Raw genomic sequence first — 23737 nt, 5'->3', positions numbered from 1 at the left:
CACCAAACCCCCGATCCGCGTAAGCGGGTCGGGGGTTTGCTTTTGGGGCGCGGAAAAGCGGGCGCGCATAACTGAGCCTGAACCGAGGCCGGCTACTCCGATGCAGCCGGTGGCTGTGAAGGCGCTGCGGCGGTTGAGGTAAAAGTACGGCTGCCCGCTGCACTGGATCGAACTGCCTTCAAGAGCATCTTCCCTCTCGCCTGACGGCTCACCGCAGTGCGTATCGCTCGTTTAAGATAAGCGCTTTACTCGGATATCCCTCATGCCGGAATCGGCTGCTAGCCCAAGACTTGAAGAGCTTCCGATCGAGCAGCTCGTAGGCTGCCCGGAATGTGATCTGTTGATGGCAAAGCCGACGCTCAACCTTGGCGAGGTGGCCGAATGCCCCCGCTGTGGTTGTGAGCTGTTTCGTCTGCGCCATCGTATCGTCGGACCGGGATTGGCATTGGTGCTGGCGGCTCTGCTGCTCTACTTTCCTGCGAACTTCCTGTCGATCATGCAGTTGAACCTGCTTGGCAGAGTCACCCACGATACCGTCTGGAGTGGGGTGTTGAGCCTGTACAACAGCGGCATGCAGGGCATCGCCGTGGTGGTGTTCCTCTCCAGTATGGCGGTGCCGTTGATGAAGCTGCTGTGCCAGCTCGCCGTGTTGCTCTGCATGGCCATCGATCGGGCCAAGCCCTTGGGGCTGCTGCTCTACCGGTTCTATCACCATCTGCGCGAGTGGGGGATGCTCGAGGTCTATCTGCTCGGAATCCTGGTTTCCATCATCAAGTTGCGTGACATGGCGGAGCTGAGCCTTGGCGTCGGCCTGGCCTGCTTTGCCGGGCTCCTGGTGGTGCAGGTGTGGCTGGAGTTGGTTATGTCACCGCACCAGGTTTGGGAAGCCTTATCGGAGCGTCGCGATGCGCGCTGCTGATGCCGGGCTGATGGTCTGCCACGAATGCCACCAGCTGAATCGCACCACACCAGGTATCGAACATCAGCATTGCAGCCGCTGCGGAGCGCGTGTGCACATGCGCAGGCCCAACAGCATCGCGCGCACCTGGGCCTTGCTGATCACCGCAGCATTGCTCTACCTGCCGGCGAACCTGCTGCCCATCATGACGGTGCGCATGCTCGGTAGCGGGACGCCCGACACCATCATGTCCGGCGTGGTCACGCTGGCCAAGCACGGCATGTTTCCGATTGCGGCGGTGGTGTTCATCGCCAGCATTCTGGTGCCGACGTTCAAGCTGGTCGGGATCGCCATGTTGCTGATTTCGGTACAAAGGCATCACCCGATGTCGCCGCGACAGCGCATTCTGGTGTTCCGATTCATCGAATGGATCGGGCGCTGGTCCATGCTCGATATCTTCGTCATCGCCATTCTGGTGGCGATCGTCAATTTTGGCAGTCTCGCCAGCGTCGAAGCGGGATTTGGCGCCGTCGCGTTCGCCAGCGTGGTCATCCTGACCATGCTCGCAGCCATCACATTCGACCCACGTCTGATCTGGGATAACACGGAAGCCGGGAACAAGCATGACTGACCTGCCACAAGCCAATACACGTCCGGCCTCCAGCTGGTCGGCCATCTGGATTCTGCCGCTGATCGCGCTGGCCATCGGCGCCTGGCTGGCCTGGCAGGCGTATAGCGAACGCGGCATCCATATCGAGGTGGTGTTCGACAGCGCCGAAGGCATCGAAATCAACAAGACGTCCGTGCTCTACAAGGGCATGACGATCGGTGTCGTACGCGACTTGCGGCTGGAAGATGACGACCGTCGGCAGGTCGTGGTCGCCGATATCGAAATGAACAAGGATGTCGACGGCTATCTGCGAAGCGGCACGCGCTTCTGGCTGGTCAAGCCCAGCGTCACACTGGCCGGGATCACCGGGCTGGAGACGCTGGTGTCGGGCAATTACATCGGTATGAGCCCAGCCGATGGCGAGCCGACCAAGCGTTTCGTCGCGCTGGCGGAGGAACCGCCGATGTCCGACAGTCGCATCGGCCTGCACCTGACACTCAAGGCCGAGCGCCTCGGCTCGCTGAATCGTGGCAGCCCGGTGTTCTACCGGCAGATCCAGGTGGGGCAGGTGAAGAACTATGTGCTCGCCGAGGATGACAGCACCGTGGAGGTGCAGCTCTATATCCAGCCGGAGTATGCGCACCTGGTGCGCAAGCACACCCGTTTCTGGAACGCCAGTGGCATCACCGTCGACGCAGGGCTGACCGGCGTGAAGTTCCGTACCGAGTCCCTGGCCAGTATCGTCGCCGGGGGGATCGCCTTCGCCACGCCCGCGCACCGCAAGGACAGCCCGGCCACCGACCCGAACATTCCGTTCCGTCTCTACGAGGATTTCGACGCAGCCCAGGCGGGGATCAAGGCCGTGGTCGCGCTGCAGGATTTCGATGGGCTGCAGGCCGGGCGCACGCCGGTGATGTACAACGGCATGCAGGTTGGTCTGCTGAAAAAGCTGGATATCGACTCGGACCTCAAGGGGGCGCGCGCCGAGCTTTCGGTCGATCCGCTGTTCGAGGACTACCTTGTCGAGGATACCGATTTCTGGGTGGTCAAGCCGTCCATCTCGCTGGGCGGCATCACCGGTCTCGAAGCATTGGTGAAAGGCAACTTCATCGCCGTTCGGCCCGGCGAGAAAGGTGGCTCGCCCAAGCGCGAGTTCGTCGCCCGCCCCAAGGCGCCGCCGCTGGATATTCGTGCCCCGGGGCTGCATCTGGTGCTCACGACTGACAGTCTGGGGTCGCTGGACGTCGGCAGTCCCGTGCTCTACCGGCAGGTCCGGGTGGGGTCGGTACAGAGCTACCAGTTCTCTCGCGACCAGCAGAAGGTGGTGGTGGGCGTGCATATCGAACAGCCGTACGCCAACCTGGTGAACAGCTCGAGCCGGTTCTGGAATGCCAGCGGCATCTCGCTGAGCGGCGGTTTGTCTGGAATCGAGGTGCGCAGCGAGTCGCTGCAGAGCCTGCTTGCCGGCGGTATCGCCTTCGAAACGCCCGATCCGCAGGCCGCCGGGACGAGGAAGGTGCCGCGCTTCGTCTTGCACAAGGACAGAGACAGTGCAATCCAGCGCGGGACGCCGATCGAGATCTGCCTGGCGCGTGGCGATGGACTGAGTGCCGGTACGCCCATTCGCTACAAGGGGCTGGCCGTGGGGCAGGTGGACACTGTCACGCTGAGCGATGACCTGCAGAGTGTCGTGCTGCGTGCCCGCATCACCGCAGCGGAGTCGCGCATCACCCGCGCCGGCACCCAGTTCTGGGTCGTTCGGCCGGAGCTCGGCATCATGCGTACGGCGAATCTGGATACGCTGGTCAGCGGCCCGTACCTAGAGGTGGCACCGGGCAAGGCGGATGCGAGCGTGCAAACGCGTTTCACCGGCCAGGAGCGGGAGCCACAGAAGGCTGGTGAAGGGTTGAGCCTCGTGCTCAGCGCGGCCCGGCTGGGTTCGATCAAGCCGGGTAACGCGGTGACCTACCGCGAGGTGAAAGTCGGTGAGGTCACCGGTTATGAGCTGGGGCAGAACGCCGATCGCGTACTGATCCGCGTCGTCATCGAGCCGCGCTACGCGCCCCTGGTGCACACTGGCACCCGCTTCTGGGAAACCAGTGGCTTCGGTGTCGACTTCAGCCTGTTCAAGGGCGCCAGCCTGCGCACCGATTCGCTGGAGTCGCTGCTCGAGGGCGGCGTCGCCTTCGCCACGCCAGAGGGCGAGCAGATGGGACGCCGGGCGCTGCCGGGACAGACCTTCGCGCTGTTCAAGGAGCCGCAGGACGAGTGGTTCGGCTGGGCACCGAAGATCGAACTGGAGCGAGCCGCCGGCGACAGATGACAGGCGTTGCTGGAGGGCCAAGCCCCCTGCGACACATGAAGAGGGCCCCTTCCGGGGCCCTTTTTCGTTGTGGAACATCAGGCTGGTTCTTCGGTCCGTTGGGCTGAAGCAGTGTGCTCGCTGGCAACCGGTTCGCGGCGGCTGATGTATTTCCAGTCCGCCTCGTCGATGTAGATGCCGGCCGGCCCGCTGCCGCCTTCCAGGTCGATGGCGACATGGGCCGAGACCTGCGGCTTGACCGATGCGAGGATCGGCACGAAGCCGAGCTGCAGGCTGGTTTCGATCAGCGCCTGCTGGTTGCGCTCGTCGATGTCCGCCGCCTCGTCGAGGTAGTAGGGCAGGCGGATGCGCCCGGCCTGCTCGCGATCCATCAGGTGCAGCAACAGGTACATGTTGGTCAGCGCCTTGATGGTCATGGTGGTGCCGTTGGACGCCGCACCGTCGATGTCGGTATGAATCACTGGCTGGCCGCCGACCTTGGTGATCTCGAACGCTAGCTCGAAGAGGTCTTTCAAACCCAGCTGGTTGTTGTTCGCCGCCACCAGCCGCGCCAGATACTCCTTGGCTTCTTCATTCTTCGCGTCCTGCTCGGCGGACTGGGACAGATCGAACACCGACAGCGTCTCGCCTTCCTCGTACTGCCCGGCGCTGTGGATGATCTGGTCGATGTGCTTGAGCGCATCCTTGTTCGGCGCCAGCACGATGCGGAAGCTCGCCAGGTTGGAAACCTGACGCTTGTTGATCTCGCGGTTGAACAGCGCGAGCTGGTGTTCCAGGCTCTCGTAGTCGCTGCGGATGTTGCGCAGCGTCCGGGCGATGTCGGTAACCGCGGCACGGCGGGCCTTGGCCAGGGTCAGCGCCTCGTCCTGACGGTGGGCGTAGGCGTTGACCAAGAGCTGCAGGCGACGCTCGGGATCTTCCTCGCTGTCGAACTTGGCCACGCCCTTCAGGCGCACCTGGGCATACAGCGCCTCGATCTGACCGTCGACGCGCTGCAGCGCCTGCCAGCTGTCCTGGTAGTCGTTGAGCAGCGGCAGCAGGTTGTCCAGCGAGTCGTCCACCGGATCCATGTAAGGCGTACCAAACGGCAGATCTGCCGGTAGCAGCTGGCGACGTCGCAGGGCGTCTTCCAGCGTGCGCTCCTTGGCTTCCAGATCGGCCAGCTGACGGCCGACCAGCTGCAGCTTGGCGGACAGGTGCTGTACGCGCTCGGCGAAGGCGTCACTGGTGCGCTTGAGTTCTTCCTGGGCGGCCTCGGCCTGGGCCAGCTGCTCCAGCTTCGCCGGCTCCTCGGCGGCCAGGGTCTGGCTGCGGCGGAAGTCTTCCAGCGCTTTCTGCGCATCCAGCACGGCCTGATACAGCGCCTCGGCCTGGGCCTTGCTCGCCGCGCGGTCGACGGCCACCGCATGCTGGGTCTTGAGCTGCTTGAGTTCGCGCTCCAGGCGATCCTTCTGGTCGCGCAGGGCGGCACGGTCGGCCAGGGCCTGCAGCGCCGGTGGCTCGATATGCGAGAGGTCGATGGACAGGCCCGGCACCGAGAAGGTGTCGCCCTTGAAACGATCCAGCACCGCTTCCACGGCCTTGACCCAGTCGTCGCCCTCGGCGCTGATGCCTTTTTCACCCAGCGGCAGGCTGAACAGCTGGCCATTGAACAGGCGCATCAGGCGATCCACATCGCCCTGGGAGAACTCTTCGCGCAAACGCGAGTAGCTGTTGTTGTCGGCATGATCGAGCTGTTGCCGGACCGACTTCAGGCGTTTTTCCAGATCACGCAGGCGCTCGTCCAGGTCTTCGCTGGAGAACTGGCGGGACTGCGCCAGCGCACCGGCCAGCTCGTCATGGGCGTCTTTGGCGGCGAGCAGCTGCTGCTCCAGCACATGGGCATCCTCGACCAGGGCGAAGCGGTTCTTCAGCACCGCCAGCTCGCCCAGCCAGCGCTGGATTTCGCTGATCTCGCGCTCCAGACGCATCAGTTCGCCAGTCGAACCGCGCTGTTCGTTCTGCAGGCCGTCCTGCTCGCGCCGGTAATGCTCGGCTTGGATCACCAGCTCTTCCTTGCGCGCATCGGCGTAGTCGTGCCAGGTGCCGAGCAGGTTGTCGAGTAGCGGCGACAGGCGATGCAGCTTGCCGCGCAGCAGCTCACGCTGGGCTACGCCGGCCGCCAGCGCCTCGACCAGCGGGCCGGCGGCGACCAGTGCCTGGTAGTCCTGCTCCATGCGGCGCACGTCGCGGAAGGCTTCTTCGGTGGCGGCGATATAGTCGACGCTGCCCGAGCGCAGGCTGTGCTCGAAGGCATCGAGGAACAGCTGCTTGAGTTTCGCTGCGGTGATCTCGCGCATATGCAGCAGGTTGATGAACAGTGCGCGGAAGGTCTTCAGGCTCTGCTCGCTGGTTGAGCGCAGCGGGATCAGCGTCATGTCCAGCGGGATCGAGGTATGCCCGCCGACCAGCAGCCGGCGCAGCTCGTCCGGCTTGGCCTCGTAGGCCTTGATGCCGGCGCGTTCGAGGTTGGCGAACAGCTCGCGCTGGCGTAGGCAGGTGCCGTTCTGCTGGTAATGGTCGAGGTCCAGCGAGCCCTGGTAGACGAAGAACTGATGACCGAAGCCGCCGCCCGGCCCGCGGCCGGCCACGCCGATCACATGCGGGCCGTGGGGCAGCATGACTTCGACGAGGATGTAGCTGGTGTCCGAGGCGAAGTAGAACTTGCGCGACTGCTCGAGGCTGTACTTGCCGAAGCTCATGTCCGACATGCGCGCCAGGATCGGGAACTGCAGCGCGTTGATCGACGCGGACTTGCCGAGGTTGTTGGCGCCGTAGACCGACAGCGGGTTTTCCAGCGGAAAGATGCCGAGGCTATAGCCGGCGGTGTTCAGCAGGGCGAAGCGGCGGATGCCGTAGCGTTCCTGGCTCATGCTTCAAGCTCCTTTTCTTCGGCGATGGCACGGGCCAAGGCGTCTTCTTCCGACTCTTCGGCCGCTTCCTCGATGAGGATGATGTCGCCCTCGTCCTCGGCGATCAGCTCCGGGGCGGGCAGTGGCAGGTCGCTGCTGTGCAGGCTGGCGGCGAGATCGCGGTCCTGCTGCACCGACAGGCAGACGTCGAGGAAACGGTGCATCGGCGGCAGGAAGCGGTAGACGCCGTTGCTGTCCTCGGCGAAGCCCAGCTGCGTCAGGCGGCGGATGACCTTTTCTTCCAGCTCTTCCTGGGTGGTGACTTCGGCCTGCAGAAACAGGTCGCGGTACTTGTCCAGCAACGCCGGCAGTTCATCGCGACCGAGGCTGCCACCATCGAGCACGGCCAGCGGGTCGCGCCCCTGGTCGGCCAGGTGCTCGACGAGGATGAAGGTGAACAGCGCCAGGCGCTGGGCGGTCTTGTTCACCTGCGTGCCCATCTGCTCCGGGACGAAGTAGTAGAAGCCGCGCGGATCGCAGACCAGCTCGAAGCCGAGCGCCTTGAACAGTGCGCGGTACTGGTCCTGCATGTTCGACAGCTGCGCGTAGGGCTCCGGCTCGCTGCGCGACAGGTGATAGCCCTTGAACAGCTCGCGGAAGATCGGCGCCAGCTGGGTCATTTCCTTGAGGTCGATGTTCATAGATGTGGCTCTGTCGTAGCGTGGAAAACGGCGAAGCCTTTTCCACTGGTAAGTTTGGCGTTGGCAAAGGTGGACAAGCTGCGCGTAGTCCACCCTACGCCAGGTTTGGTCGCGAAGGTGGGGCTAGCGGTAGGGTGGAAAACGGCGAAGCCTTTTCCACCGGACGATCCCTCCGGGCGGTCGAATAGCTCAATCATTGGCATTGGCCACCAGCGCAAAGGAGCTGAGGCTGACGCGGTGTTCGCGGGTCAGGTACTCGCGACGTTCCAGGCGATCGCGCTGGAAGCGGCTGTCGCGGGACAGGCGCGAGAACCAGTAGAGCAGCTCGTCGGTGGCGCCCTCGGGTTCCTGTTCCAGCAGCCAGGCCATCAGGTCCGGCAGCGGCAGTGCCTGCTGGCAACGCTCGATCATCTCCCGTGCGGTGCGCGGTGCGCGCGGCTGCTCGCTCTTGCGCTTGCCGCTGGCCCGCGGGAACTGCGCCGGCTTCGGCTCGAAGCGGGCCAGGGCGTAGACGTAGGCCTCGACCTGGCTGGCGGTGCCGAGAAAGGTGCTTTGTGGACGGGTGAACAGCGGCAGCGAGGCCTGCGGTACGGCGTCCAGGCCCTTCTTGCGGATCGCCGACAGCGCCAGCGCCGCGCCTCGGGTCACGGCGTTGTGCCGACGCGCTTCCTCGCGCAGCGGCAGCAGCAGCTCGCGGGCCTTGCGCAGGGTCAGCTGGGCGGTGGTCTGCATTTCCAGGATGCGTGCATGAGTGCGCAGCAAGAGGTCGTCGTCCACCAGCTGGCCGAGGCGCTGCTGCTCGCCGAGCAGCTTCATCAGCACCTGCTCGACGCGGTGCACGCCCTGCTCGAAGGCGCCGTCGGCGGACACCAGCTGGATCATCGGCTCGACGTACTCGTCCCAGGTCGCCAGCACCTCGGCATAGCGCTGGCGCAGCGGGATCTGGCGGTCGCTGGTCTTGGCCCGGTCGGCCACGGCGACCAGGGCCTGTTCGTCGTTGTCGAGCTTCTTCAACACGTCGCGCACGCGCATGTCGAGCAGGCGCAGCTGGCGTGCCAGGTCGTTGCCATCGCGAATCTCGAAGGCATCGAGGATATGCCCGGCCAGACGCTCCAGGTGGCGCAAATAGGCCTCGATCTCCAGGCACAGGCCGAGGCGGTGCTCGCGGCGCAGGTAGGCGAGAAAGTCGTGGATCTGCGCGTTCAGCTCGAAGCGGTTGGGGCTCTTGGCCACCGGTACCAGGATGTCCAGGCGGATCCACTGGTCGAGCAGGGCGGTGATGTCGGTGGGCGTGCCTTCGGGTAGCTGTGCGGCGAGCTGATGGCGCAACTCCACCAGGCTCAGGGTGCCGGCGTCGAAACGCTCGCACAGCGGCTCGAGCAACGTCCAGTGTTCGGCGAGGGCACGCAGTACGCGCTTGGGTTCGATCATCGTGGCGCCAGTCCAGCCAATGAAAAAGCGCCGATTGTACTGCATTGGGGCCTGCATGATGGACGCGCAGACAATCGGACGAGGCCCTTGCGGCACGCACGGCCGAGTCACCTGAACGTCATCGCCAGAAGGTTAGTCTGGCTGCATTCGGCGGCTCGCCCGGCAAGACCAAACGTCACCAAACGTGACGAAGTATCGATGTGCTATTTCGATCTCTGTCGGTTCCCGGCACAATTCGCACTTTTTTGCAAAAAGCGAGCTGTCGGGTCCGCCGGCGACTCCCTCGGGGCACGAACAGATGATCAAGACGCCGTATTACCTCATCGACAAACAGAAGCTTCTGGGCAATCTCGAGAAGATCGCCTACGTGCGTGAGCAGTCCGGCGCCAAGGCGCTGCTGGCCCTCAAGTGCTTCGCCACCTGGTCGGTGTTCGACCTCATGCAGCAGTACATGGACGGCACCACCTCGTCGTCGCTGTACGAGCTCAAGCTCGGCCGGCAGAAGTTCGCCGGCGAAACCCACGCCTACAGCGTGGCCTGGGCCGATGACGAGATCGAAGAGATGGTCGCCAACTGCGACAAGATCATCTTCAACTCCATCGGCCAGCTGGAGCGCTTCGCTGAACGCACCGAGGGCACCATCCGTGGCCTGCGCGTCAACCCGCAGGTCAGCAGCTCCGACTACCTGCTCGCCGACCCGGCGCGGCCGTTCAGCCGCCTGGGCGAGCATGATCCGGCGAAGATCGAGGCGGTGATCGGCAAGATCAGCGGCTTCATGTTCCACAACAACTGCGAGAACGCGAGCTTCGAGCTGTTCGACCAGATGCTGACCACCATCGAGGAGCGCTTCGGCCATCTGCTGCAACAGGTCGAGTGGGTCAGCCTCGGCGGTGGCATCCACTTCACTGGCGAAGGCTATCCGCTCGATGCGTTCTGTGCGCGGTTGAAGGCGTTCTCGGAAAAGTTCGGCGTGCAGGTCTACCTGGAGCCCGGCGAAGCGGCGATCACCATGAGCGCCTCGCTGGAAGTGACGGTGCTCGACACCCTGTACAACGGCAAGAACCTGGCGGTGGTCGACAGCTCGATCGAGGCGCACATGCTCGACCTGCTGATCTATCGCCTCAACGCCAAGATGGCGCCCTCAGGCGGCGAACACACCTACATGGTGTGCGGAAAGAGCTGTCTGGCCGGCGATATCTTCGGCGAGTACCAATTCGATCGCCCGCTGGCCATCGGCGATCGGCTGTCGTTCATCGACGCGGCAGGCTACACCATGGTCAAGAAAAACTGGTTCAACGGCCTGAAAATGCCGTCCATCGTGGTAAAGCAGCTCGACGGCAGCGTCGAGGTGGTTCGTGAGTTCGACTTTAACGATTACCTGTCCAGCCTTTCCTGAGGCCGCAGTACAAGGGGGTGAAACAATTGAAGAAAAACGTTCTTATCATTGGTGCAGGAGGTGTCGCCAAGGTGGTGGCCCATAAGTGCGCGCAGCACAACGACGAACTCGGTCGTATTGCTATCGCGTCGCGCAACATCTCCAAATGCCAGGCCATCATCGACAGCGTGCAAGCCAAGGGCGGGCTCAAGCAGCCCGGCGAGATCAAGGCCTATGCGCTGGACGCCATGGACGTGGAAGCGACCAAGGCACTGATTCGTGAAACCGAATCGCAGATCGTCATCAACGTCGGTTCTGCCTTCCTCAACATGTCCGTGCTGCGCGCCTGCATCGACACCGGCGCCGCGTATCTCGATACCGCGATCCATGAAGAGCCGGGCAAGATCTGCGAAACGCCACCGTGGTATGGCAACTACGAGTGGAAACACCTGGCCGAATGCCAGGAAAAGGGCATCACCGCCATCCTCGGTGCCGGCTTCGACCCGGGCGTGGTCAACGCCTATGCCGCCCTGGCGCAGCAGGAATACTTCGACAAGATCGAGTCGATCGACATCCTCGACGTCAACGCCGGTTCCCACGGCAAGTATTTCGCCACCAATTTCGACCCGGAAATCAATTTCCGCGAATTCACCGGTCAGGTTTACAGCTGGCAGAACAGCCAGTGGACGACCAACCGCATGTTCGAGGTCAAGCGCACCGACGACCTGCCGGTCGTGGGCGAACAGAACCTCTACCTGACCGGTCATGATGAGGTGCACTCGCTCTCCAAGCACCTCGACGTGCCGAACATCCGTTTCTGGATGAGCTTCGGCGAGCATTACATCAACGTCTTCACCGTGCTGAAGAACCTCGGCCTGCTCTCCGAGCAGCCGGTGCGCACCGCCGAGGGCCTGGAAGTGGTCCCGCTCAAGGTGGTCAAGGCTGTATTGCCTGATCCCGCCTCGCTGGCGCCGGGCTACACCGGCAAGACCTGCATCGGCGACCTGGTCAAGGGCACCAAGGATGGCCAGCCGCGCGAGCTGTTCATCTACAACGTGGCTGACCATGAAGAGGCCTACGCCGAGACTGACAGTCAGGGCATCTCCTACACCGCCGGCGTGCCGCCGGTCGCCGCCGCGCTGCTGATCGCCCGTGGCGAGTGGGATGCCAAGCGCATGGTCAACGTCGAAGAACTGCCGGCCCAGCCGTTCCTCAAGCTGCTCGACGTGATGGGCCTGCCGACTCGGATCAAGGATGAGCGCGGCGACCGCCCCTGGGATCAGTAACCCAGCTACGAGCTGCACGTGAGTACGAAAGGCCCCGCTGCTCTGTTAGCGGGGCCTTTTACTTTGTACGCGGCGCAGCGGTGGATGTAAAAAGCGACATCCACCCTACGGCCAACGTGGGCGCTCGTAGGGTGGAAAACGCCGAAGGCTTTTCCACCGAGGGGGAACGCTGGTGGAAAACGCTTCGCGGTTTTCCACCCTACGCGACGACAACCCAAGCCAAACGCAGCTGCGCCTTCCCGCCCCGTCCATTTCACGCGACAATCCTCCCACTACAGCGCCCTGTCAGAGGCGCTCGGCAGCCGTGAGGACAGTCCTATGAGCAGCAACGATCGCGTCATCATCTTCGATACCACCCTGCGCGACGGCGAGCAGAGCCCCGGTGCGTCCATGACCGGTGAGGAAAAGCTGCGCATCGCCCGGGCGCTGGAGCGGCTGAAGGTAGACGTGATCGAGGCAGGCTTCGCCATCGCCAGCCCCGGCGATTTCGCCGCGGTGAAGCTGGTCGCCGACAACATCAAGGACAGCACCGTGTGCAGCCTGGCGCGCGCCGTCGATGCCGACATCGAACGCGCTGCCGAAGCGCTGGCCGGCGCCAACTCCGGGCGCATCCACACCTTTATCGCCACCAGCCCGATCCACATGCAGTACAAGCTGCGCATGCAGCCAGACCAGGTGGTCGAGCAGGCCGTGCGCGCGGTGAAGAAGGCGCGCAGCCTGTGCGCCGACGTGGAGTTTTCCTGTGAGGACGCCGGGCGCTCGGAGATCGATTTCCTCTGCCGAATCATCGAGGCTGCCATCGACGCCGGCGCACGTACCATCAACATTCCGGACACCGTCGGCTACGCCATTCCGCACCAGTACGCCGACACCATCCGCCAGCTGCTCGAGCGCATCCCCAATGCCGACAAGGCGGTGTTCTCCGTGCACTGCCATAACGACCTCGGTCTAGCCGTGGCCAACTCCCTGGCCGCGGTGGTGGCCGGTGCGCGCCAGGTGGAATGCACTATCAACGGCCTCGGCGAGCGTGCCGGCAACGCCGCGCTGGAAGAGATCGTCATGGCGATCAAGACCCGTCAGGACCTGCTCGGCGTGCATACCCGCATCGAGACCGAGCACATCCTCGCCGCCTCGCGCCTGGTCTCGGGCATCACCGGCTTTCCGGTGCAGCCGAACAAGGCCATCGTCGGCGCCAACGCCTTCGCCCATGAGTCCGGCATCCACCAGGACGGCGTGCTCAAGCACCGCGAAACCTACGAGATCATGTCCGCCCAGTCGGTGGGCTGGAACGCCAACAAGATGGTCATGGGCAAGCACTCCGGCCGCGCCGCGTTCCGTTCGCGCCTGGAGGAGCTGGGCATCGCTCTGGAAGGCGACGAGCTGAACGCTGCCTTTGCCCGCTTCAAGGAGCTGGCGGACAAGAAGCACGAAATCTTCGACGAAGACTTGCAGGCGCTGGTCTCCGACACGCTGGCCGACGAGGCGCCCGAGCATTTCAAGCTGGCCAGCTTGGAAGTCGCGAGCAAGACCGGCACCACGCCCGAAGCCAAGCTGGTGCTCAGCGTCGATGGAGCGGAGCGCAGCGCCCAGGCCGAAGGCTCCGGCCCGGTGGATGCCACCTTCAAGGCCATCGAAGCGGTCGCCCAGTCGGGTGCGACCCTGCAGCTCTATTCGGTCAACGCCATCACCCAGGGCACTGATTCCCAGGGCGAGGTGACCGTGCGACTGGAGAAGGGCGGACGCATCGTCAACGGCAACGGCGCCGATACCGATATCGTCGTCGCCTCGGCCAAGGCTTATCTCAACGCGCTGAACCTGATGCAGGTCGGCGCCAAGGCTCATCCACAGGTGGAAGGCGTTTGATCAGTGAAGCCCGGCGTCGGGCCTACCTCGACGCCATGCAGGTAGCCAGCTGGCTGCCACGTACCGAGCTGCCGTTCGCTGCCCCGTCGCGGCTCGAGCTGCTGCAGCCGCCGGTTGCCGAGCCGGAGCCCGCGGCCGCCGTCGCGCCCGTGGCCGAGGTCGAGGCTGCGGCGGTCGTCGAGCGGCCAGCCGTGGCGCCGACCGTCGAACCGACCCCGGCACCGCGCCCGCGTATCGCCATGCCGGAGCCCGTGGCCGCGACCGACAGCCCTGGCGAAGAGGCCGCCGCCGAGCCCGCCAGCGCCATCGAGCCGCCGCCGCGCTTCTCCCTGCAGCTGCTGCGCGCCGGCAACGTGTTGCTGGTGGTGGAACTGCCCACCGGCGAATCCTTCCAGAGTCGTGACCCGGCCTACATCCTGCTCAAGGACCTGCTGCGCGCCGCGCGGCTGCCGGACAAGCCGCAGCAGGTCGGCGACGGCGAACCGATCCGCTGGCCGCTGCTGCACAAGGGCAGCCTTGACCAGGGCGCCGAGGCTGCGCGCGATTACGTGCAGGGTGTGATGGCCGCCGAGCTGGAGCAGATGGGCTGCGACTGCATCTGGCTGATCGGTCGCCCGGCCCTGCGCTTTGCGGGCGAAGTGGACGTTGACAACTGCTATCGCGAGGTGGCCGTGGAAGGGCTGGGTCGCGCCCTGGCGATGCCGGGGCTGGAAGCCTTGATGGAACAGCCGGCCGCCAAGGCCGAGCTGTGGAAGGCCATGCGCCGCAGCATGCCGCGCTGGCACATAGGTTCGTGAGTACGCGTGATGAGTGATGCAGTCAGCTTTCGCCCGATGACAGCGGCGGATATCGAAACCGTGCTGAAGATCGAATACGCCGCCTTCAGCCACCCCTGGACCCGCGGCATCTTCAACGATGCCCTGACTGCCTACGAGTGCTGGGTGATGTTCGAGGGCGAGCAGCAGGTCGGGCACGGCGTGATCAACGTGATCCTCGACGAGGCGCACCTGCTCAATATCACCGTCAAGCCGCAGAGCCAGGGCCGCGGCCTCGGCCTGCGCCTGCTGGAGCACCTGATGCAGCGCGCCCGCGAGCGCGGCGGCCGCGAATGCTTCCTCGAGGTGCGCGCCAGCAACGCGCCGGCCTACCGCCTCTACGAGCGGTACGGCTTCAACGAAGTGGGCCGTCGCCGGGCCTACTATCCCTCGGCCGATGGCCGCGAAGATGCGCTGGTGATGGCCTGCACATTGCTGGATTGACGGCGTGTTCAGCCCGGCGGACGGTAGCTCAGTCCGCTGGCCCATGAGGCGGCGTTTCCCGGGGGGGCTAAAGCCCACCCTACAGCTGCCAGATCGTAGGGTGGATCACGATTCCCCGATCCACCGTGATCTGGGGAAGGTGGATGTAAAAATCGTACGACCCCTGGACTGATTGCTGCGCGGCCCGAGGCTGCGGCGCTTGGGCTGGGAGCTAGCGGACTCCACGACTCGCGGTTCCCGATCTCAAACTGTTGCTGTCCTCGTAGGGTGGATCACGCTTCACCGATCCACCATGCTCAGATCAAGGTGGATGTAAAAATCGACATCCACCCTACGACTAGACTCCACCCGACGTTCAGGCGCGGCAAGCGGCCCGATCACTGCCCCGGCCGCTTGTCCCGGCCTGAATCCAGCGGGGCGTCGCCCTCCAGTTCATCGTCCGACAGCACACTGTCGTCCTCGCGCAGCACCGCGTCGCCACCGCTGAGGCCGGTGTCCTCGTCGCCCTTGGCGGGGCCGTCCCAGGGTTTGCCGTCCAGCGGGTCGTAGCGGCCCAGCTCGGCTTCGTCGAGGTCCACGTCTGCGCCGATCTCGTGCTCGGACACCACGCTCAGATCCTGATCCGCCGGGCCGCCGTGGCCGCCGTGGCCGCGTTCGCGGGGTGAGCGGGAGCCGTCGTCCGGAATCTGCGTCTCTGGCGCCAGGTCATCCATGGTGGTCTCGCCGCCGGGCACTTCGCCGACCGTCATGCCGGCCTCGGCCTCTCGCTCCGGCGGGAACTGATCGGCGATTTCCTCGGCCGGCACCTGATCGCCGATGCGGCCCTTGCGCTCGTCCCGGCGCTGGTCGAAGTCGAGCGGCTCCATCGAGCCCATGCGGTCCTCGGTGTCGTCGATTTCCGTCGGGGTATAGGGTTTCTGATCGCTCATGATCGTCTCCTGTCAGGCTATCGGTCTTGCAGGTTGTGACCCGGCGGCTCGATGAAGATTCAGGTCCGCCGCTGGCCGGATCGGGCATCCGGGGCCATCCTTGATGGGCTGCGAATTCGGGCTGCAGTACCTGACCGGCAGGCGAGCGAAATGGGACGAACCACCGCGCGTGATCCGGAGTCCTACCTGCATGAACGATCAAAACGACCAACCTGCGCCTGAGGCTCGGCGCTGCGCTTTCTTCTTCGACGTCGACGGCACGCTGGCTGAAATACAGCCCCGCCCGGAGCTCGTCTTCATTCCACCGCCCACCCTTGCGGCCCTGGAACGACTGCATGCTGACGGGATTCCCGTCGCCGTGATCTCCGGGCGCCCCCTGGCACAGCTCGATGCGTTGCTGGCGCCGCTGCAACTGCCCGCCGCCGGCGTGCATGGCGCCGAGCGCCGGGATGCCGAAGGCGAGTTGCGCAACCTGGCGCTGGATGCCCGGCAGCTGGACCGCATCCAGCGCGAGCTGGCCGAAGCCTGCAGCGAGCACCCCGGCTTGCATCTGGAGAACAAGGGCGTCGCCTTCGCGCTGCACTTTCGCCTGGCGCCGCAGCTGGAACAGATCGCCCGCGAGCTCGCCGAGCATTTCGCCGAGCGCTACGCCGAGGTGCTGAGCCTGCAGCCCGGCAAGTGCGTGTTCGAACTCAAGCCACGCGGGGCGAGCAAGGGTGAAGTCATCCGCGCCTTCATGGAGGAGGTGCCATTCGCCGGCCGCACCCCGGTGTTTGTCGGCGATGACCTGACCGACGAGGCGGGTTTCGCCGCCGTCAATGCGCTGGGCGGGCGTTCCATCAAGGTCGGCGAGGGGCCCAGCGAGGCTCGCGAGCGATTGCCATCGGTACATGCGGTCGGCGGCTGGCTGGAACAGCTGCTGAGCGAACTCGGCGAACCGGCCGAGCCCATAACAAAACCAGACTAGAGCGAGATTTTTGCCATGAGCCGTTTAGTAGTGGTTTCCAACCGCGTCGCGCCGATCAAGGCAGGCAAGGTGGCTGCCGGAGGGTTGGCCGTCGGTGTCTACGATGCCCTGCGCCAGGCCGGCGGCATCTGGTTCGGCTGGAGCGGCGAGGTCAGCGCGACCCCGGCCATCAACACCGAGGAAGTCGGCAACATCACCTATGTCACGCTGCCGCTGAACAAACGCGACTATGACCAGTATTACCGCGGCTTCTCCAACGCCACGCTGTGGCCGATCTTTCACTACCGCATCGACCTGGCCCGCTACAGCCGCGAGGAATACGACGGCTACCGGCGGGTCAACGCCATGCTGGCCGAGAAGCTCATGCCGCTGCTCAGGCCCGACGACATCATCTGGATCCACGACTACCACCTGATCCCCTTCGCCGAAGCCTGCCGCCAGCTGGGCGTGCGCAACCGCATCGGCTTCTTCCTGCACATCCCGTTTCCGGCGCCGGAAATCCTCACCGCCATCCCGCCGCACAACGACCTGCTCAAGACGCTCTGCTATTACGACCTGATCGGCTTCCAGACTGACACCGACCGCCTGGCCTTTCAGGACTACATCACCCGCGAGGTGCGTGGCGTCATCGAGCCGGACGGCAGCCTGACCGCCTATGGGCAGAACTTCCGCGCCGGCGTCTACCCCATCGGCGTGGTGCCGGACGAGATCCAGCAGCTCGCCGAAGGCTACAAGGGCCGCGCGCATCCCATGCGCCGCGCCACCGACACACGCCGCCAGACCATCATCAGCGTCGACCGGCTGGACTACTCCAAGGGGCTGGTGGAGCGTTTCCGCGCCTACGAGGAATTCCTCGACCGCTACCCGGCGCACCGCAACAACGTCGAGTTCCTGCAGATCGCGCCAACCTCGCGCTCCGACGTGCGCACCTACCAGCACATCCGCGAGCAGCTGGAGAGCCAGGCCGGGCACCTCAACGGGCGCATGTCCGACCTCGACTGGACGCCGCTGCATTACCTGAACAAGAGCTACGACCGCCGCGTGCTGATGGGCCTGTTCCGCGCCGCCGACGTCGGCTTCGTCACCCCGCTGCGCGACGGCATGAACCTGGTCGCCAAGGAATATGTCGCCGCCCAGGACCCGGAAGACCCCGGCGTGCTGGTGCTGTCGCGCTTCGCCGGCGCGGCCCGAGAACTGACCTCGGCGCTGATCGTCAACCCGTACGACTGCGTCGGCATGGCCGAAGCGCTCGACCGCGCGCTGAACATGTCACTGGCCGAACGCAAGGATCGCTACGAGCACCTGATGCGCGCCATTCGCGCCGCCGACCTGGACGCCTGGCGCGACAACTTCATGCGTGATCTGCGCTCGTTCATCTCGCAACCCAGTGCTCAGCGGGCGAAGAAGGTCGAGCTGGTCGAACCCGAGTGAGCCGCGGCGGCTTGTCAAAAGCCTGCAGCGACTCGTAAGGTGCCGAGCTGACCCACAGGGACACATGAGATGAGCGAACTGGACCCGCTGTTCGAGAACAACGCCCGCTGGGCCGAAGCCATCAAGGAAGAAGACCCGGATTTCTTCCAGAAACTGGCCCGCCAGCAGACGCCGGAGTACCTGTGGATCGGCTGTTCCGATGCGCGGGTGCCGGCCAACGAGATCGTCGGCCTGCTGCCGGGGGACCTGTTCGTTCATCGCAATGTCGCCAACGTCGTGCTGCACACCGACCTCAACTGCCTGTCGGTCATCCAGTACGCGGTGGACGTGCTCAAGGTCAAACACATCCTGGTCACCGGCCACTACGGCTGCGGCGGCGTCCGCGCCTCCATGCGCGACGACCAGCTGGGCCTGATCGACGGCTGGCTGCGCAGCATCCGCGACCTCTACTACGAACACCGCGTGCACCTGTCCAAGCTGGCCAGTGAGGAAGAACAGGTCGACCGCCTGTGCGAGCTCAACGTCATCCAGCAGGTCGCCAACGTCAGTCACACCACCATCGTCCAGAACGCCTGGCACCGCGGGCAGCCGCTCGCCGTGCACGGCTGCATTTACGGCATCAAGGATGGCCTGTGGAAGAATCTCAACGTCACGGTGAGCGGGCTCGACCAGCTGCCCTCGCAATACCGTCTGCGCCCGCCGCGCCAAGTCTGATGAGTGCGCGTCAGGGCCCGGCCTTCGCCGGTCTGCTTATCGCCGTGCTGTGCTGGAGCGGCAACGCCCTGGTCGGCCGCGCCTTCCATGACAGTATCCCGCCGCTGAGCCTGTCGTTCTGGCGCTGGGTGCTGGCTACCAGTTTGCTGCTGCCTTTCGTCGCCAAGGGCATCTGGACGCACCGCGCCACCCTGCGTGCCGCCGGCTGGCGCCTGCCGGTGCTCGCCGCCATGGGCATCGCCAGCTACAACTCGCTGCTCTATACCGCCGCGCAAAGCACCGAGGCGATCAACCTCACCCTGGTGAACACCTGCCTGCCGCTGGCGACCTTTATCGGCGCGGGCTTCCTGCTCGGCGAATGGCCGCTGCGCCGCGCCTGGTTCGGCATGGCCGTGGCGGCGGGCGGGCTGCTCTACCTGATCAGCCGCGGCAGCTGGCAGACCTTCGCCAGCCTGTCGTTCCAGCGCGGCGACCTCATCATGCTGCTCGCCGTGCTGGCCTGGGCGCTCTATACGCTGCTGCTGCGTCGCTGGGCCAGGCATCTGCTGGTGCCGCCGCTGGTGCTGCTGGGCGTGCTGATGCTGCTCGGTCTGCCGCTGATCCTGCCGTTCTACCTGCTGGAGCTGGGCCGGGTAGGGGGCTTCGCCCTCACGCCGAGCAACCTCGCCGCCATCGGCTACACCGCCGTGTTCGCCTCGCTGGTGGCCTACGTCGGCTGGAACCATGGGGTGAGGATCGTCGGTGCGGGCAGGGCAGCCATGGTCATGTACCTGATGCCCGTGTTCACCGCGCTGCTCGGCTGGCTGCTGCTGGGCGAGGCCCTACGTACCTTCCACTGGATCGGCGGCGCCCTGATCTTCGCCGGCCTGCTGCTGGCCACGCGGCCGTCGTTCCGCTAAGTCCGTGGCATTCGACTTGGGCGGCTTCACCTGCGCGGTTCGAGATAGGCGCCCGACATAGGCGACCCGGGCTAGGCGCCCCCGCCGTTCGTAACTAACCGTTTGAAAAGGATAAAAAATCTGCAGAGGCAGGGTTGACAGCCCAAACCGACCAGAGAATAATGCGCGCCACTTGGCTACATAGCTCAGTTGGTTAGAGCGCAGCATTCATAATGCTGATGTCCCAGGTTCAAGTCCCGGTGTAGCCACCAGACACAGAAAGGCGGTTAGCGAAAGCTAACCGCCTTTTTTGTTTTTGGGGTTGGTGACTGCCGCCCGCCAGACTCGCCCCGCTTCAGCGGCAATGCTGCTGCTCGCACGGAACGCCATCCATATCCCCGTCCATCGTCGTGCCAGGGCAATTCCGAAGAAAGTACGTCGCTTCTTCGCAGGATCGCATCTGCGAGCAGTGCGTGCGCCCATCGCATGAGTAAGCGCGTGCTGCTGGTTTAGAAAAACTAGCAGGCGCATTAGATGAGGCTGACGATGCGGGATAAGCCGTGGAGGCAGCGGTCTGCCCTGCATCAGGCTTCAGGTAAAAATGCCAAACTGCCACACCGATCATTAGCGCAATCAGCAGGTTCTTCATCGTGAGTCCTTTCGGCTATTGTCCAGAGGCGCAGACAGTAGATAATCGCGCGGCAGCACGCAACGTTTGGTGTTTGACGGCGCAACGCTCGAGGCTGGTAACGGCGGGACGCTGAAAATAAAATCTGTCCCCTTTTTCCAAGGAATAAAGGCAAGGATTAGAGCTATGGGACTCCAAGTGACTACTGCTGTCATTATCACTCTTCTCGGCCTGGGCAAGAACACGGGGGAGAGGAATGGTAGCTAATGACAATAGGGCGCAGATCCAGAAAGAGGCTGCGCTGACAAAAAATAAAAAAATCGGAGCCGAAGGGATGACAGCCGCCGTTTCTGCAATGAGAACAAACCCCCTGGGTGATACCACTGCTGAAAACGACAATAGGATGCTCTCAGATGCATTCATTGAAACCGCTGACTTTAGAGCACTAATTGAGTCTGATGATCGCACCGTTGTAGTTGGGCGACGGGGTACAGGAAAAAGTGCTTTATTTCTTCAGCTGAAGAAACATTGGGAGAAAGATAAGAAAGTAATAACGCTTTCGTTTTCTCCCGAGGATACAGAGATAATAGGATTTCGCTCACTATTAAAGCCATTCTCTGGGTCTTTCAATTTGGCTAGAGCGGCAACACGTATGCTCTGGCGTTATGCGATGCTTATGGAGATGGCGAGTTATATCGCGAACCATTATAAGCTTGGCCACTTAGTAGAAAAAGATGAGCTGCTGTTGGCTCATGTGGCTAGGTGGAACGAGACAAAAGGTCCATTTCTTACGAAGTGCCGCAATATTGCAAAGAAATTTCTTTCATCGGAATCCCCAGAAGAGGCAATTGGAGATCTCCCTATTAATTTAGAGCTTACAAGCGTCGAGGACAGGATTTTAAGGCTGTTTAAGAGTGCGGATCGTCGAGTGGTAATCCTAATGGATCGCCTTGATGAAGGGTACGAGCCAGATGCGATTGGTATTGGAATTATTGCCGGGCTTGCTTATGCGGCAATCGAATTAAACCAAAAGACGGAACTTGTTAGGCCTATAATATTCCTGCGAGACAATATCTTCAGGGCTTTAGCTAAAGAAGATCCGGACTATTCAAGGAACATTGAAGGGCAGGCTATTAGGTTGCACTGGGACTGGGCTCAGTTGCTCTTGCTTGCAGCAAGCCGGATGAAGATTTCATTTCATTTGGACATTGAAAAAGATCAGCGAGTTTGGGATCGCTGCACGGCAGGTGAGCTCCAAGGTAGAGAGGGGTTTAAAAAATGTTTGCAGTTTACGCTCTACCGGCCCCGTGATCTTTTGTCGTTGCTTAATGAAGCATTCTTTTGCTCATTCAGGCAGGGGAGAGCAACTGCAATTGTAGAAGATCTAGAGTTTGCGGCAAGGTCTATTTCCGTAGCGCGACTTGAGGATCTATGGAAAGAATACCAAAAGATTTTTCCGCCAATTCAAGCTATAACAAATGCATTTAAGAATGGTGAGCCAGAACTGTCGGTGAATGCGGCGCTAAAAAAAATTGAAGATGCGGTGGCTGAGCTGGAGGAAAGTGGAGATCAGCTAAGTCTATCTGAGGCGCGACTGCTTCAACCGAGTGGTTTGCTACAGTCGCTATATAGTATTGGATTTCTTGGTGTTCATGATCACCATAACGCATGTTTCTCATATTGCCATGATGGAAGGACGCCAGATAAGGGGTTCGAGAACTCAGATCGTATCTTGGTGCATCCATGTTATTGGTTAGGTCTGAATTTGAGTAAGAATGCTTTTTCTCCTGAAGAAGCTGAAGAGATTAATGATGAGTATGATATCAAGGTTGAGTCGGATAACCCTGGTATTCGAAATTCTAGAATTGGTCAAATCGTCAGTGCTCTGGATAAAATCCCGTTAGGTCGTGAAGGAGACAGGGAATTTGAATCTTGGTGCCTAGAGACATTAAAGATTGTATTTGCCGCGCATTTGACTGGGATTCAGCTTCATCCGAATGGGGCAGCGGTTCAGCGTAGAGATATAATAGGTACTAATAGAGGAAAGTCCGAGTTCTGGACTCGAGTGCTTCAAGATTATAAGGTAAGAAATGTGGTTTTTGATGCTAAGAACTTTCAAGAGCTGGGAGGGGATGAGTATCGCCAGTTACAGTCTTATCTTTGCGGGTCCTACGGTAAGTTGGGTTTTATTATAAACAGAGATGGCGATGAGACGCTGAGTAGTGGCAAGGATCTTGACTGGACGAAGGAGATGCATACGTCGCACGGAGCCCTTGTTATTAAGCTTCCAGCAAAATTTTTATGCAAATTACTGCATAAGTTAAGAAGCCCTGAAAAGCATGATGCAATTGATCGCCAGATGTGGAATCTCCTGAGTACATATGAGACCAATTATCTTGGCCTAAAAAGCTCTCGTAGCAGAAAAAAAAGCCCCAAAAAATAGATGTATTCTGCTTGTTAAGTGAGTGACTACATGGGCGTGCGTTCTGGGAAGGATTGGTTTTAGCCGGCGAGGGGAGGGCGGAAAGGCTCGATTTATTGGGCTGTCTGGCTCATTGGGGCGCTACGTCGGTGATTCATAATGCTCCGCTCGCCCGTCCAGCGGCACCCACTAGACATCCAAAGGCGCCTGGCCAAAGCTAGCCGCCTTTTTTCGTTCCTTCTGTTTGCTGTTTCGTTTACCGAGGTAAACCATGCGTGACCGTTTCGATGAGATTCGTGCCGAGCGGGATGTTCATTCCGTGGAGCCGGTTGTTTACAACCGTGATCCCCATGCAGGGCTGTGGAAGCAGATCGCGTTGGGAATTGTGGTGGGTTATCTGGCGTTGGGTCTGATCAGCGCCGTGGGTTGGGCGGTGTTTGCGCGGTTCGCCTTGGGCGGGCTGCAGATAGCGGTGCCGTGAAGATTGGGGCGATAGCGGGCGAACTGATTCGTGTGAGGGCCGCATTATCAGCGGGCTGTGGCGCTTTCTCTTGCCGTTGACGCTACCTTTGGCGCGGCGCAGAATCGCGCCATTTGGCGGGCGACCCCGCCTGCAGCTTTCTTCTTATGCAGTAGGGCGTGCGATGAATACCTTTCTGACGGCGGTCTCGGTGGTCGTTTGTGTGTTGGCAATCAGTGCGGGTGTGATGCTCGATGTTCGGCACAAGCCGAGCGACGAGGCGAAGCGGGTGTATACCGCGGAGCGGGTGAACGAGATTCTGCGGCGTAATACCAAGCACAGCTGAGCCGAGAGGCAAGGCGGCGGAATATGAAAAAGGCGACCCGAGGGTCGCCTTTTTCATGCCCGAAAAAAGCCGGGCGCAAGCCCGGCGAAGTCCAACGAGGAGAGGTGCTGCGGCGTGGGTGTTTACCAGAGCGGCAGGCTGTAGTTGACGATGAAGCGGTTCTCGTCCAGATCGCTTTGGAAGTTGCTTCGCGTGGTGGCGTTGCGGAGCTTGAAGCCGAGGTTCTTCAGCGGGCCGCTCTGGATGACGTAGGCGATGTCGGTGTTGCGCTCCCAGGTCTTGCCTTCGCTGGCGCCGGCGCCACGGTCGACGTTGTCGCCGGAGA

General features: G+C 62.4%; 21 protein-coding genes and 1 tRNA gene. 16 read left to right on the top strand and 6 right to left on the bottom strand.

The features are described from left to right. The first annotated feature begins 262 nt into the window (after nucleotides 1–262). Genes HZR81_RS21295 through HZR81_RS21285 form a run of 3 tightly spaced genes read left to right on the top strand, consistent with a single transcriptional unit; the run spans nucleotide 263 to nucleotide 3831 of the window. Nucleotides 263–919 (top strand): paraquat-inducible protein A, encoded by a 657-nt coding sequence (locus HZR81_RS21295; RefSeq protein ID WP_500129209.1) that lies wholly within the window; start codon nucleotides 263–265, stop codon nucleotides 917–919. Then, nucleotides 906–1529 carry a paraquat-inducible protein A gene (locus HZR81_RS21290; RefSeq protein WP_500129208.1) on the top strand — a complete coding sequence of 208 codons (624 nt, stop codon included), beginning with the start codon at nucleotides 906–908 and terminating at the stop codon, nucleotides 1527–1529. The genes HZR81_RS21295 and HZR81_RS21290 overlap by 14 nt, the downstream gene beginning before the upstream one ends. Then, nucleotides 1522–3831 (top strand): PqiB family protein, encoded by a 2310-nt coding sequence (locus HZR81_RS21285; RefSeq protein WP_500129207.1) that lies wholly within the window; start codon nucleotides 1522–1524, stop codon nucleotides 3829–3831. The genes HZR81_RS21290 and HZR81_RS21285 overlap by 8 nt, the downstream gene beginning before the upstream one ends. A gap of 77 nt (nucleotides 3832–3908) precedes the next feature. Here the strand turns inward: HZR81_RS21285 and mksF are convergent, their stop codons facing one another. From mksF to mksB, 3 genes are all read right to left on the bottom strand, one after another. Next, nucleotides 3909–6743 (bottom strand): Mks condensin complex protein MksF, encoded by a 2835-nt coding sequence (mksF, locus tag HZR81_RS21280; protein WP_500129206.1) that lies wholly within the window; start codon nucleotides 6741–6743, stop codon nucleotides 3909–3911. Continuing rightward, a complete protein-coding gene (mksE, locus tag HZR81_RS21275) occupies nucleotides 6740–7423 on the bottom strand; it encodes an Mks condensin complex protein MksE (RefSeq protein ID WP_500129205.1) in 684 nt (227 codons plus the stop codon). The genes mksF and mksE overlap by 4 nt, the downstream gene beginning before the upstream one ends. 189 nt (nucleotides 7424–7612) lie before the next feature. Further along, nucleotides 7613–8854, bottom strand: coding sequence for an Mks condensin complex protein MksB (gene mksB / locus HZR81_RS21270; RefSeq protein ID WP_500129204.1), 1242 nt, complete (start codon nucleotides 8852–8854; stop codon nucleotides 7613–7615). A gap of 298 nt (nucleotides 8855–9152) precedes the next feature. On the opposite strand from mksB, the gene HZR81_RS21265 reads away from it, so the two are divergent. The 5 genes from HZR81_RS21265 to rimI all read left to right on the top strand — a co-directional run bounded on the left by HZR81_RS21265 (nucleotide 9153) and on the right by rimI (nucleotide 14637). Beyond that, nucleotides 9153–10250 (top strand): carboxynorspermidine decarboxylase, encoded by a 1098-nt coding sequence (locus tag HZR81_RS21265; protein ID WP_500129203.1) that lies wholly within the window; start codon nucleotides 9153–9155, stop codon nucleotides 10248–10250. Nucleotides 10251–10276: 26 nt separating this feature from the next. Continuing rightward, nucleotides 10277–11515: a saccharopine dehydrogenase family protein gene (locus tag HZR81_RS21260; protein WP_500129202.1), complete on the top strand. Its 1239-nt coding sequence runs from the start codon at nucleotides 10277–10279 to the stop codon at nucleotides 11513–11515. 318 nt (nucleotides 11516–11833) lie between these two features. Continuing rightward, on the top strand, nucleotides 11834–13378 hold the full coding sequence (locus tag HZR81_RS21255) for a 2-isopropylmalate synthase (RefSeq protein ID WP_063540385.1): 1545 nt from the start codon (nucleotides 11834–11836) through the stop codon (nucleotides 13376–13378). Then, complete coding sequence (locus HZR81_RS21250) at nucleotides 13375–14175, top strand: energy transducer TonB (protein ID WP_500129201.1); 801 nt, start codon at nucleotides 13375–13377, stop codon at nucleotides 14173–14175. The genes HZR81_RS21255 and HZR81_RS21250 overlap by 4 nt, the downstream gene beginning before the upstream one ends. 9 nt (nucleotides 14176–14184) lie before the next feature. Continuing rightward, nucleotides 14185–14637 (top strand): ribosomal protein S18-alanine N-acetyltransferase, encoded by a 453-nt coding sequence (gene rimI / locus HZR81_RS21245; protein ID WP_014597543.1) that lies wholly within the window; start codon nucleotides 14185–14187, stop codon nucleotides 14635–14637. A gap of 377 nt (nucleotides 14638–15014) precedes the next feature. Here rimI and HZR81_RS21240 read toward each other — a convergent pair whose 3' ends face one another. After that, nucleotides 15015–15566 (bottom strand): hypothetical protein, encoded by a 552-nt coding sequence (locus tag HZR81_RS21240; RefSeq protein ID WP_500129200.1) that lies wholly within the window; start codon nucleotides 15564–15566, stop codon nucleotides 15015–15017. A 190-nt stretch (nucleotides 15567–15756) separates the two neighbouring features. Between HZR81_RS21240 and otsB the strand changes: the two genes are divergently transcribed. From otsB to HZR81_RS21215, 5 genes are all read left to right on the top strand, one after another. Beyond that, nucleotides 15757–16533 carry a trehalose-phosphatase gene (otsB, locus tag HZR81_RS21235; protein WP_500129199.1) on the top strand — a complete coding sequence of 259 codons (777 nt, stop codon included), beginning with the start codon at nucleotides 15757–15759 and terminating at the stop codon, nucleotides 16531–16533. 15 nt (nucleotides 16534–16548) lie between these two features. Continuing rightward, the gene (gene otsA, locus HZR81_RS21230; RefSeq protein ID WP_500129198.1) at nucleotides 16549–17964 is read left to right on the top strand and encodes an alpha,alpha-trehalose-phosphate synthase (UDP-forming); all 1416 of its coding nucleotides are present in this window, start codon (nucleotides 16549–16551) and stop codon (nucleotides 17962–17964) included. Nucleotides 17965–18033: 69 nt separating this feature from the next. Beyond that, complete coding sequence (gene can / locus HZR81_RS21225) at nucleotides 18034–18678, top strand: carbonate dehydratase (RefSeq protein WP_020308441.1); 645 nt, start codon at nucleotides 18034–18036, stop codon at nucleotides 18676–18678. Beyond that, nucleotides 18678–19577, top strand: coding sequence for a DMT family transporter (locus tag HZR81_RS21220; RefSeq protein ID WP_102839702.1), 900 nt, complete (start codon nucleotides 18678–18680; stop codon nucleotides 19575–19577). The genes can and HZR81_RS21220 overlap by 1 nt, the downstream gene beginning before the upstream one ends. A gap of 174 nt (nucleotides 19578–19751) precedes the next feature. Further along, nucleotides 19752–19828: transfer RNA gene (locus HZR81_RS21215), tRNA-Met, on the top strand. Nucleotides 19829–19911: 83 nt separating this feature from the next. Here HZR81_RS21215 and HZR81_RS21210 read toward each other — a convergent pair. Further along, a complete protein-coding gene (locus tag HZR81_RS21210) occupies nucleotides 19912–20205 on the bottom strand; it encodes an excalibur calcium-binding domain-containing protein (protein ID WP_125856756.1) in 294 nt (97 codons plus the stop codon). A gap of 235 nt (nucleotides 20206–20440) precedes the next feature. Here HZR81_RS21210 and HZR81_RS21205 point away from each other — a divergent pair, with 235 nt between their 5' ends. From HZR81_RS21205 to HZR81_RS21195, 3 genes are all read left to right on the top strand, one after another. Then, nucleotides 20441–22627, top strand: coding sequence for a P-loop ATPase, Sll1717 family (locus HZR81_RS21205; RefSeq protein ID WP_260465536.1), 2187 nt, complete (start codon nucleotides 20441–20443; stop codon nucleotides 22625–22627). A 250-nt stretch (nucleotides 22628–22877) separates the two neighbouring features. Next, entirely contained in the window at nucleotides 22878–23087 is a 210-nt protein-coding gene (locus HZR81_RS21200; RefSeq protein WP_106442248.1) for a hypothetical protein, read from the top strand. 163 nt (nucleotides 23088–23250) lie between these two features. Next, nucleotides 23251–23412, top strand: coding sequence for a hypothetical protein (locus HZR81_RS21195; RefSeq protein WP_014597539.1), 162 nt, complete (start codon nucleotides 23251–23253; stop codon nucleotides 23410–23412). A 122-nt stretch (nucleotides 23413–23534) separates the two neighbouring features. Here the strand turns inward: HZR81_RS21195 and HZR81_RS21190 are convergent. Continuing rightward, the coding region (locus HZR81_RS21190) for an OprD family outer membrane porin (protein ID WP_500129197.1) at nucleotides 23535–23737 on the bottom strand (203 nt) is incomplete at its 5' end.

Source organism: Pseudomonas sp. LM13 (genome assembly GCF_041381355.1).
In the GTDB taxonomy this organism is placed as follows: domain Bacteria; phylum Pseudomonadota; class Gammaproteobacteria; order Pseudomonadales; family Pseudomonadaceae; genus Stutzerimonas; species Stutzerimonas frequens.
Note: the sequence above shows the minus strand (reverse complement) of the source record. Positions and strands in the feature narration are given on the sequence as shown.

What these genes read in the sequence shown, in the direction of transcription:
- HZR81_RS21295 (WP_500129209.1), top strand. Translation starts at nt 263, where the DNA reads ATGCCGGAATCGGCTGCTAGCCCAAGACTTGAAGAGCTTCCGATCGAG.
- HZR81_RS21290 (WP_500129208.1), top strand. Translation starts at nt 906, where the DNA reads ATGCGCGCTGCTGATGCCGGGCTGATGGTCTGCCACGAATGCCACCAG.
- HZR81_RS21285 (WP_500129207.1), top strand. Translation starts at nt 1,522, where the DNA reads ATGACTGACCTGCCACAAGCCAATACACGTCCGGCCTCCAGCTGGTCG.
- mksF (WP_500129206.1), bottom strand. Translation starts at nt 6,743, where the DNA reads ATGAGCCAGGAACGCTACGGCATCCGCCGCTTCGCCCTGCTGAACACC.
- mksE (WP_500129205.1), bottom strand. Translation starts at nt 7,423, where the DNA reads ATGAACATCGACCTCAAGGAAATGACCCAGCTGGCGCCGATCTTCCGC.
- mksB (WP_500129204.1), bottom strand. Translation starts at nt 8,854, where the DNA reads ATGATCGAACCCAAGCGCGTACTGCGTGCCCTCGCCGAACACTGGACG.
- HZR81_RS21265 (WP_500129203.1), top strand. Translation starts at nt 9,153, where the DNA reads ATGATCAAGACGCCGTATTACCTCATCGACAAACAGAAGCTTCTGGGC.
- HZR81_RS21255 (WP_063540385.1), top strand. Translation starts at nt 11,834, where the DNA reads ATGAGCAGCAACGATCGCGTCATCATCTTCGATACCACCCTGCGCGAC.
- rimI (WP_014597543.1), top strand. Translation starts at nt 14,185, where the DNA reads ATGAGTGATGCAGTCAGCTTTCGCCCGATGACAGCGGCGGATATCGAA.
- HZR81_RS21240 (WP_500129200.1), bottom strand. Translation starts at nt 15,566, where the DNA reads ATGAGCGATCAGAAACCCTATACCCCGACGGAAATCGACGACACCGAG.
- otsB (WP_500129199.1), top strand. Translation starts at nt 15,757, where the DNA reads ATGAACGATCAAAACGACCAACCTGCGCCTGAGGCTCGGCGCTGCGCT.
- otsA (WP_500129198.1), top strand. Translation starts at nt 16,549, where the DNA reads ATGAGCCGTTTAGTAGTGGTTTCCAACCGCGTCGCGCCGATCAAGGCA.
- can (WP_020308441.1), top strand. Translation starts at nt 18,034, where the DNA reads ATGAGCGAACTGGACCCGCTGTTCGAGAACAACGCCCGCTGGGCCGAA.
- HZR81_RS21220 (WP_102839702.1), top strand. Translation starts at nt 18,678, where the DNA reads ATGAGTGCGCGTCAGGGCCCGGCCTTCGCCGGTCTGCTTATCGCCGTG.
- HZR81_RS21210 (WP_125856756.1), bottom strand. Translation starts at nt 20,205, where the DNA reads ATGAAGAACCTGCTGATTGCGCTAATGATCGGTGTGGCAGTTTGGCAT.
- HZR81_RS21205 (WP_260465536.1), top strand. Translation starts at nt 20,441, where the DNA reads ATGGTAGCTAATGACAATAGGGCGCAGATCCAGAAAGAGGCTGCGCTG.
- HZR81_RS21200 (WP_106442248.1), top strand. Translation starts at nt 22,878, where the DNA reads ATGCGTGACCGTTTCGATGAGATTCGTGCCGAGCGGGATGTTCATTCC.
- HZR81_RS21195 (WP_014597539.1), top strand. Translation starts at nt 23,251, where the DNA reads ATGAATACCTTTCTGACGGCGGTCTCGGTGGTCGTTTGTGTGTTGGCA.